This window comes from Curtobacterium sp. Leaf183, from assembly GCF_001424385.1.
In the GTDB taxonomy this organism is placed as follows: Bacteria; Actinomycetota; Actinomycetes; order Actinomycetales; family Microbacteriaceae; genus Curtobacterium.
The window spans coordinates 445,046-454,102 of the sequence record NZ_LMPO01000009.1 but is presented as its reverse complement, the minus strand read 5'-3'; the positions used below and the strand labels follow the sequence as shown (position 1 = coordinate 454,102).

Annotated in this window: 7 protein-coding genes; 2 read left to right on the top strand and 5 right to left on the bottom strand. The window is 70.5% G+C overall.

The annotated features are described in order from the left end of the window. Positions 1-106: 106 nt before the first annotated feature. Entirely contained in the window at positions 107-1,531 is a 1,425-nt protein-coding gene (glnA, locus tag ASG04_RS13055) for a type I glutamate--ammonia ligase (protein WP_056125088.1), read from the bottom strand. A 141-nt stretch (positions 1,532-1,672) separates the two neighbouring features. Here glnA and ASG04_RS13050 point away from each other — a divergent pair, with 141 nt between their 5' ends. Continuing rightward, positions 1,673-2,110: an RDD family protein gene (locus ASG04_RS13050; protein WP_056125085.1), complete on the top strand. Its 438-nt coding sequence runs from the start codon at positions 1,673-1,675 to the stop codon at positions 2,108-2,110. Positions 2,111-2,347: 237 nt separating this feature from the next. Here ASG04_RS13050 and ASG04_RS13045 read toward each other — a convergent pair whose 3' ends face one another. Continuing rightward, the gene (locus ASG04_RS13045) at positions 2,348-3,061 is read right to left on the bottom strand and encodes a DUF4191 family protein (RefSeq protein WP_056125078.1); all 714 of its coding nucleotides are present in this window, start codon (positions 3,059-3,061) and stop codon (positions 2,348-2,350) included. 128 nt (positions 3,062-3,189) lie between these two features. Between ASG04_RS13045 and ASG04_RS13040 the strand changes: the two genes are divergently transcribed. After that, entirely contained in the window at positions 3,190-4,119 is a 930-nt protein-coding gene (locus ASG04_RS13040; protein WP_156463665.1) for a hypothetical protein, read from the top strand. Positions 4,120-4,214: 95 nt separating this feature from the next. On the opposite strand, the gene sucB is transcribed toward ASG04_RS13040, so the two are convergent. From sucB to ASG04_RS13025, 3 genes are all read right to left on the bottom strand, one after another. Further along, positions 4,215-5,738, bottom strand: a complete 1,524-nt coding sequence (gene sucB / locus ASG04_RS13035; RefSeq protein ID WP_056125076.1) for a 2-oxoglutarate dehydrogenase, E2 component, dihydrolipoamide succinyltransferase — start codon at positions 5,736-5,738, stop codon at positions 4,215-4,217. Between the two features lie 64 nt (positions 5,739-5,802). Continuing rightward, complete coding sequence (lpdA, locus tag ASG04_RS13030) at positions 5,803-7,176, bottom strand: dihydrolipoyl dehydrogenase (protein WP_056125073.1); 1,374 nt, start codon at positions 7,174-7,176, stop codon at positions 5,803-5,805. Positions 7,177-7,345: 169 nt separating this feature from the next. Further along, complete coding sequence (locus ASG04_RS13025) at positions 7,346-8,827, bottom strand: leucyl aminopeptidase (RefSeq protein WP_056125071.1); 1,482 nt, start codon at positions 8,825-8,827, stop codon at positions 7,346-7,348. Positions 8,828-9,057 lie beyond the last annotated feature (230 nt).

Below are 9,057 nucleotides of genomic sequence, written 5' to 3'. Positions count from 1 at the left end.
CCGGTGCCGGTCCGTCGGACCGGCACCGGGCCTCCAGGCGGTCACCACCGGCACGCGGAAGGCCCCGCACCTGAGGGTGCGGGGCCTCCTGTCTGCCGGGACGGACTCAGACGCCGAAGTAGAGCTCGTACTCGAACGGGTGCGGACGCTGCGCGAGCGGCAGGATCTCGTTCTCGCGCTTGTAGTCGATCCACGTCTGGATGAGGTCCTCGGTGAAGACGTTGCCCGCGGTGAGGAACTCGTGGTCGGCCTCGAGCGCGTCGAGCGCGTGCGACAGGCTGGCCGGCACCTGCGGGATGTTCTTCGCCTCTTCCGGCGGGAGCTCGTACAGGTCCTTGTCGACCGGCTCGTGCGGCTCGATGCGGTTCTGGATGCCGTCGAGGCCCGCCATGAGCTGCGCCGCGAAGGCGAGGTACGGGTTGCCCGAGGCGTCCGGCGCGCGGAACTCGATGCGCTTGGCCTTGGGGTTGGTGCCCGTGATCGGGATGCGGATGGCCGCCGAGCGGTTGCCTGCCGAGTAGACGAGGTTGACGGGGGCCTCGAAGCCCGGCACCAGGCGGTGGTACGAGTTCACCGTCGGGTTCGTGAAGGCCAGCAGCGCCGGAGCGTGCTTGAGGAGGCCGCCGATGTACCAGCGGGCCAGGTCGGACAGGCCGCCGTAGCCGTTCTCGTCGTAGAACAGCGGGGTGCCGTCGTTCCAGAGCGACTGGTGGGTGTGCATGCCCGAGCCGTTGTCGCCGAAGATCGGCTTCGGCATGAAGGTCGCGACCTTGCCCCACTGCTCGGCCGTGTTCTTGACGATGTACTTGAACTTCAGGATGTCGTCCGCGGCGTGGACCATCGTGTCGAACTTGTAGTTGATCTCCTGCTGGCCGCCGGTGCCCACCTCGTGGTGCGCGCGCTCGAGCTCGAGGCCCGAGTCGATCAGCTTGAGCGAGATGTCGTCGCGCAGGTCAGCCGTCTTGTCGACCGGCGAGACCGGGAAGTAGCCGCCCTTGTACGGGGTCTTGTTGGCGAGGTTGCCGCCCTCTTCGGTGCGGCCGGTGTTCCAGGCGCCCTCTTCCGAGTCGACCGCGTAGAACGACTCGTTCTGCGTGACCGAGTACCGGACGTCGTCGAAGATGTAGAACTCGGCCTCGGGGGCGAAGAACGCGGTGTCCGCGATGCCGGTCGAGGCGAGGTACTTCTCGGCCTTCTTGGCGACCTGGCGCGGGTCACGGCTGTAGATCTCACCGTTGCGCGGGTTGTAGATGTCGAACACCATGATCAGCGTGCGCTCCGCGCGGAACGGGTCGACGTAGGCGGTCGTCACGTCCGGGATGAGCTGCATGTCGGACTCGTGGATCGACGCGAAGCCGCGGATCGACGAGCCATCGAAGAGCTGCCCGACCGAGAAGAAGTCCTCGTCGACCGTGGACGCGGGGATGTTGAAGTGCTGCTGGACCCCGGGGAGGTCCGTGAAACGGATGTCGAGGAACTTGACGTCCGTGTCCTTGATGAAGGCGAGCACCTCGGAGGAATCACTGAACATGTGAGTCGTTCTCCTATGGTTGGGTGGTGGTTCGAGGGGACCAGGAGGCACCCTCCGACGAGGGTATTGACACGGGGTTTCCCGGACGTGACTACGTTGTTTCCGGCGTGTTACGCGGCGGGGGACGCCTAAACTCGGGACATGGCCCGCTCCACTCCGCCCTCGTCCGCTGGTGCGGCCGGCTCGTCGAACTCGTGGCCCGGCAAGCTCCTCGGCCTGCCCGAGTCCGGCCCGCGCTCGATGAGCGGCCTCGGTCGGCGCATCGGTGCACTGGCCATCGACTGGGCGCTCGCATCGGTGATCTCCCTGGCGATCGGCACGTACGGAGCGGCGGGCAACTTCGCGACCCTCGGCATCTTCGCCGCGCTGCAGGTGGTCTTCATCGCGCTGCTGTCCGGGTCGTTCGGGCACGTGTGCGTCGGGCTGCGGGTCGTGCCGATCCGCGGCGGCTACGTCGGGGTGTGGCGCCCCGTGGTCCGCACCGTGTTGCTGTGCGTGGTCGTCCCCGCGCTCATCCACGCGAAGGACGGTCGGCCGCTCCACGATGCGGCAGCGGGCACGGTGCTGGTCCGGCGCTGAGGGTCGGGCGCGCCCGGTCGCCCGCGGTCGCCCGGTCGCCCGCGGTCGCACGGTGCGAGGTTCCGCCGCTTCGGCGGCCGTGGTGCGCCGCTGTCAGGGTGGTGCGGGGTTGTTGCCCAGCACGAGGCGATCAACCTCGCACCTGCGCTGGAGCGGGCACATGGCAAGCCCCCGCTCGGCACACGCACGAACGCCCCCGACCGATGCGGTCGGGGGCGTTCGTCGGTGCAGCTCGGGTCAGCGCGGACGACCGGCGCGCACACGGGTCGGGTCGATGCCCTTCGGGATCGCCGACGCCGGGCTCTGCGTGAGGGAGTCGAGGCGGTTGGCAACCGCCAGGACTTCGTTCCGGTTCAGCGACTTCTTGTACTTGTTCATCGCACGCGGCAGCTTGTGCAGCGTCACCGCGTCCTTGCCGTCACCGACGTGCACGACGTGCACGGGGACGTTCGGAACGATGCGCTGGACCTTGCGGCGCTCTTCGTCGACCTGGCGCGTGAGGTTGCCGAGCGAGCCCTCGGTGATGAGCACCACCCCGGGAGTACCGACCGCGCGGTAGACGGCGGCCTGCGAGCGACCGTGCACGGCGACGGGCATCTCGCTCGAACGCCACTGGCGGCGGAGCGAGTTCGTCAGCACCGCACCGACGGCACCGGGCTGGCCCTCGATCTGCGAGTAGGCGGCACGCTCGGCCAGACGCCCGAGCACGATGAGGAACAGCAGCACACCGAGCAACACCCCCGCGAGGATCCAGAGGACCACGGCGAGCCAGTTCTGTCCGGGCAGGAGGAGCGCGAGGAGCACCCCGAGGACGACCGGGACGAGGAACGCGGCGGCGAACCACCAGATCGACGACGGGTCGGCCCGACGGGTCATCTGGAAGACCTGGAACATCTGCTTGAGACGCCCCGGCTCCTTCGCCTTCGTGTCGGTTGTGCTCTTGCGTGCCATGCCGTCAAGGATACGGCCTGACCGCGTTCCTGGGGACCGCCGACGACCAGGCTGTGGGCGAACGACGTTCTCCACAGGTCACCACGTTCGTCCGGGAGGCCCGGCTCGCCTCCGCCACGCTGGTCACCATGGAGACGATCACCGTGCACCAGCGTTGGACCGGCCCGGACACGGGCCCGTTCGCGGCGTGGGTGGCGGATCGCGCTTCGGCGGACCCGACGCACTGCGTGCGCGTCGACGCCGTGGGGCGCGACCCGTCCGGGCGCCTCGTCGTGTGTGCCGAGTCGCTGCGGGGGACCCGACTGCCGGACGCACTCGACCGGATCGGCGTGCCCACGGTGGGCGTCGCGGTGACCCTGACCGTCCCGCTGATCGAACTCGCGGCGCAGGCGCGATCCGGCGCGATCGTGCTCGGCGACGCCCGCGCGGACGACGTCCTGGTGGACGACGCCGGTCTCACCGTCCTGGTCGACCACCCACCCGACGCCGACGTCGACGGGCACGGTGTCGATCGGTACGGTCTCGGTCAGCGCGATGCTGACGCGTCCGCCAGGGACGCCCGCACTCGCCGCGGACCCTCGGATGGGCGCGGGCGGCCCCGACAGGCGTCGACATCATCAGCAGCGCTGTCAGCATCAGCAGCGCCGTCAGCAGCGTCGCGGTCGTCCCAGGCGCCGGGTGCGACGGCCCTCCTGTTCGCCGTGCGGGCCGTGTGGGAACGCGTGGACCCGCGCGAACCCTGTCGGGCCGCCATCGACCGCGCCGTCGCCGAAGCAGTCGACGGTGCGGACGCGGACGTGCTCCGACTGCTCGAGGTCGTCCGGGCGACCGGACCCCCGCGCCCGGTGCGGTGGGATCCTCCGCGCGACGACTTCGTGTTCGTCGCGCCGCAGGAGTCTGCGTCGCCGGGACTCGCGGGGGTGTTGCGGCAGTTCGTCGAGGACGGCGTGCGCGTCGGTGGTGCCGTCCGTGTCCCGATGCGGCGGCTGCTCGTCGGCGCAGTGGTGCTCGCCGGTGTCGTGGCAGCGGGGGTGTTCGCGCTGCGAGGTCCAGGATGACCGGACACAGCCGTCCGCCGACGCCGACGGCCCCGGCTCCCACGAAGGGGAACCGGGGCCGTCGAGTGGACCGCGCAGTCCGGGCGAATCGCGGGTCAGTACCCGAGGTTCGGAGCGAAGTTGCCTTCTTCGAGGCGGTTCTTCACCGCGACGAGGTACCGCGACGCGTCCGCACCGTCGATGATCCGGTGGTCGTACGACAGCGCCAGGTAGACGAACGAACGGATCGCGATCGCTTCCTGACCGTCGACCTTCACGACGGCCGGGCGCTTCGTGACGATGCCCGTGCCGAGGATCGCCGACTGCGGCAGGAACACCACGGGGGTGTCGAACAGCGCGCCGCGCGAGCCGGTGTTGGTCAGCGTGAAGGTGCCGCCGGCGAGCTCGTCGGGCTTCAGCTGGTTGTTGCGCGTGCGCTCGGCCAGGTCGGCGATCGACTTCGAGAACTGCGCCAGGTCGAGCGACGCCGCGTCCTTGATCACCGGGGTGAGGAGCCCGCGCTCGGTGTCGACCGCGATCGAGACGTTCTCGGTCTCCGGGTAGACGATCTCCTCGCCCTCGACCGTGGAGTTGATCTTCGGGTGGGCCTTGAGGGCCTCCGAAGCAGCCAGGGCGAAGAACGGCATGAAGGAGAGCTTCGAGCCGGTCTTCTCGAGGAACTCGGCCTTGTGTGCGTCGCGGAACTGCGCGACCTTCGTCACGTCGACCTCGACCACGCTGGTGAGCTGTGCGGTCGACGTCATCGACTGCACAGCGCGCTCGGCGACGACCTTGCGCAGACGCGTCATCTTCTCTCGCGTGCCGCGGAGCGGTGACACCTCGGCGACGAACGGGCCGGACGCGGCCGGAGCCGAGCTGCCCTGGTCGGACGAGCCGGCGGCCGGAGCGGCGGGGACGGCGGCGAGCACGTCCTCCTTCCGGATGCGCCCACCGACACCGGTGCCGGTGACCGTCGACAGGTCGACGCCCTGCTCGTTCGCGAGCTTGCGCACGAGCGGCGTGACGTAGCCCGACGCTGCGCCGTTCTGCGTCGGCTTCGGGACCTCGGCCGACGCGGTCGGGGCGCTCGACACTGCGGCTGCCGGAGCGGGGACCGCGGCCGGGGGAGCCGGAGCCGCGGCGGGCGGCGGGACCGGAGCGGCCTGCGGCACGGGCGACGCTGCGGGCGGTGCCGACGGCGCTGCCGGGGCGGCGGGCTGGGTCTGTCCAGCGGGAGCCGGCTCGGGCTCCGTCGGCTGGGGTGCGGGGGTCTCGGAGTCCTGCTCGGTGCTGGGCTCGACCTCGGGGGCCTCGTCCTCGGCAGCGGCCTCGTTGGAGGACTCCGCGGACTCGGCGCCGGCGTCGGATGCGCCCGAGTCGGAACCCGAGTCGGAGGACCCGTTGCCGTCACCGATCTTGACCAGGGGAGTCCCGACCTCGACGGTCTCGTCCTCGCCGACGAGGATCTCCTCGACGACGCCGGCGATCGGCGACGGGATCTCGGTGTCGACCTTGTCGGTGGAGACCTCGAGCAGCGGCTCGTCGACCTCGACCCGGTCACCGACGTTCTTCAGCCATCGGGTCACCGTGCCCTCGGTGACGCTCTCGCCGAGCGCCGGGAGGTTGACGGATTCGCTCATCGGGTGGACTCCTCTTCGCAGGGGTGGTTCGTGGTGGTGGATGTCATGGTGCGCTCTGCCGTGCTCACAGCGCGTGCAGGGGCTTGCCCGCGAGGTGCAGCATCGCCTCGCCGAGGGCTTCACTCTGCGTCGGGTGCGCGTGGACGAGCGGGGCCACGTCCTCGGGGTGGGCTTCCCAGTTCACGGCGAGCTGGGCCTCAGCGATCAGTTCGCCGACGCGGGCGCCGATCATGCTGACGCCGACGACCGGGCCGTCGATCACCCGGACGACCTTGACGGCCCCCGAGGTGCCGATGATGTGGCTCTTGCCGTTGCCAGCGAGGTTGTACTCGTACATGTCGATCTTGTCGGCGCCGTACTGCTCTTCGGCCTTGGCCTGGGACAGTCCGACCGAGGCGACCTCGGGGTCGGAGTACGTGACCTTCGGGATGTTCTTGTCCTCGATGATCACCGGGTTGAGGCCGGCGATCTCCTCGGCGACGAAGATGCCCTGCTGGAAGCCGCGGTGGGCGAGCTGCAGGCCGGGGACGATGTCGCCCACGGCGTACACGTTCGGCAGGTTCGTGGCGAGGCGTTCGTTGGTGGTGACGAAGCCGCGGTCCATCGCGACGCCGACCTCGTCGTAGCCGACGTTCTGCGTGACGGGGCCGCGACCGACGGCCACCAGCAGGACGTCACCGTCGAAGGTCTTGCCGTCCTCGAGCGTCACGACGACGCCGTTCTCGTGCTGCTCGACGCCCTGGAAGCGCACGCCGAGCGAGAACTCGATGCCGCGCTTGCGGAACGCGCGCTCGAGCTGCTTCGACATGGACTCGTCCTCAGCGGGGATGAGGTGGGGGAGCGCCTCGACGATGGTGACCTCGGCGCCGAAGGACTTCCAGACGCTGGCGAACTCGACGCCGATCACGCCGCCGCCCAGGATCACGACCTTGTTCGGGACGTAGTCCATCTTGAGCGCGGTCTCGGAGCTGATGACCCGGCCACCGAGCTCGAGCCCCGGCAGGGACTTCGAGTACGACCCGGTCGCCAGCACCACGTTCTTGCCGGTGACGGTCTGGTCGCCGACCTGCACGGTGTTCTGGGAGGTCAGCCGACCCCAGCCCTCGACCACGGTGATCCCGCGGGCCTTGATGAGCCCCTGCAGGCCCTTGTACTTGGAGTTGATGACGCCCTGCTGGTACTCGATGACCTTCGGGACCTCGACACCGGCGAACTCCGCGATCACGCCGTACTTCTCGGCGTCGCGGGTGGCGTCGGCCACCTCGGCCGCGTGCAGGAGCGCCTTGGTCGGGATGCAGCCGCGGTGCAGGCACGTCCCGCCGAGCTTGTCGCCCTCGATGAGCGCGACGCTCATCCCGAGCTCGGCCGCCCGCAGCGCTGCGGCGTACCCGCCGCTGCCGCCTCCGAGGACCACGACGTCGTAAGTCTGTTCCGTCACCTGGTGCAACTCCCTCGTGCGCGTCGGGGCCGGATCCGTCCTGTGGACACCGGCCCGCACATGGACACCACCGATGCGGCGTCCGACGGTCGGACCGCATGGTTCCGGTCCCGTCCCGTTCGTACCGGCGGGTGGCGCTGGAAAGGCCGCCCCGCCGGTACCAAACCTACTACTTCGCCTGGAGCTCTTCTGCGAGGCCGATGAGCGTCCGGACCATCACGCCGGTCGCGCCCTTGCCGAGCCAGCCGTAGCCACCGCCCTTGTTCTCGGACGGGCCCGCGATGTCGAGGTGCGCCCAGGGGACATCGCCCTCGACGAAGCGCTCCAGGAACTTGCCCGCGAGCAGCATCCCGCCGGCGGGGTTGCCCACCGTGGCGTTCACCATGTCAGCGACCTCGCTGGCCAGCCGGGCGTCGAGTTCCTCGGGGAGGGGCATCGGCCAGATCGGCTCGGCGACCGCCGCGGCCACTGCGCGGATCTGCGCGACGAGGTCGTCCGTGCCCATGAGCCCGGTCGTGCGGTCCCCGAGTGCGACCACCTGGGCGCCGGTCAGGGTGGCGACGTCGACGACGGCGTCGGGCTGTTCGAGCGTGGCGGCGACCAGGCCGTCACCCAGGACGAGGCGACCCTCGGCGTCGGTGTTCGTGACCTCCACCGTCTTGCCGTTCTTCAGCGTCAGGACGTCACCGGGGCGCGTCGCCGAGCCCGACGGCATGTTCTCGGCCAGGCACAGCCATGCGGTGACCTTGACGTCGAGTCCCAGTCGGGCAGCGGCCACGGTGGTGGCGAGCACGGTCGCGGCACCGGTCATGTCCGTCTTCATGCCGAGCATCGACGCGGCCGGCTTGAGCGAGAGCCCGCCCGAGTCGAACGTGATGCCCTTGCCGACGAGCGCGAGGTGCTTCGTCGCGGTCTCCGGCGCGTACCGGACGACGACCAGGCGCGGCGGCCGGACGGAGCCGACGCCCACCCCGAGGATGCCGCCGAAGCCCTGCGCCTCGAGTTCGGTCTCGTCGAGGACCTCGACGGTGAGCGGCAGCCCCTCGGCCAGGTCCGTCGCGACGGACGCGACGTCGGCCGGCCCGAGGTCGCCAGCGGCGGTGTTGACGAGGTCACGGACGAGCGCGGCGGCGTCGGCGACGATGGCCGGACGGACGGTCGCGTCCGCAGCGACCGAGTCCGGCGCGAGCACCGTGACGGTCTGCGAGCCGCGGGCGGGCGTGGTCGTGCCCGCGCCCTTGTGCCGGGTGAAGGCGTACGCGCCGAGCGCTGCGCCCTCGAGTGCGGCGTCGACGAGCTCGGTCGTGTCGGAGGGCAGCGCGAGGGCGATCGACGCGACCTGGGGCAGCTGACGGACGGCGCTGCCCGCGGCGGAGCGCACGGCGGCGGCGTCGGTGCCGGAGCCCAGACCGATCAGCGCGATGCTGGTGGCGTCGATGCCGGTCGCGGGGATGCGGACGAGTTGGTCCTTGGCGCCCGTCGCGCCGATCGCGGTGAGGTCGAGGCCGTCGAGGGCGTCGACGCTGCCGGTTGCGGGCGCTGCGAGCGAGGCGGGACCACCGTCGGCGCCGGGTCGAACGCCGACCACGAGCACGTCGGCGGAGATCGAAGAGGGGGAGGAACTGGCGGTGGAGAGCGTGGGTCGGACCATGCCTCCGACCCTACCCACGTCCTGTTCGCTGTCGGCGTGGGTTGCGCAGCAGGTGTGGACGAACGCCCCGCCTAGCATGGGGACGGTGAACCACCCCGAGGACCTCTACACCTTCGACGCGTCCGCCCCGACGGTGCCGACCGGCCTCCACCTGGTCGCCGGCCTGACCGGGTTCGCCGACGCCGGTTCCGCCGTCGCGCAGGTGACGACCGCGATCACCGAACGCCTCG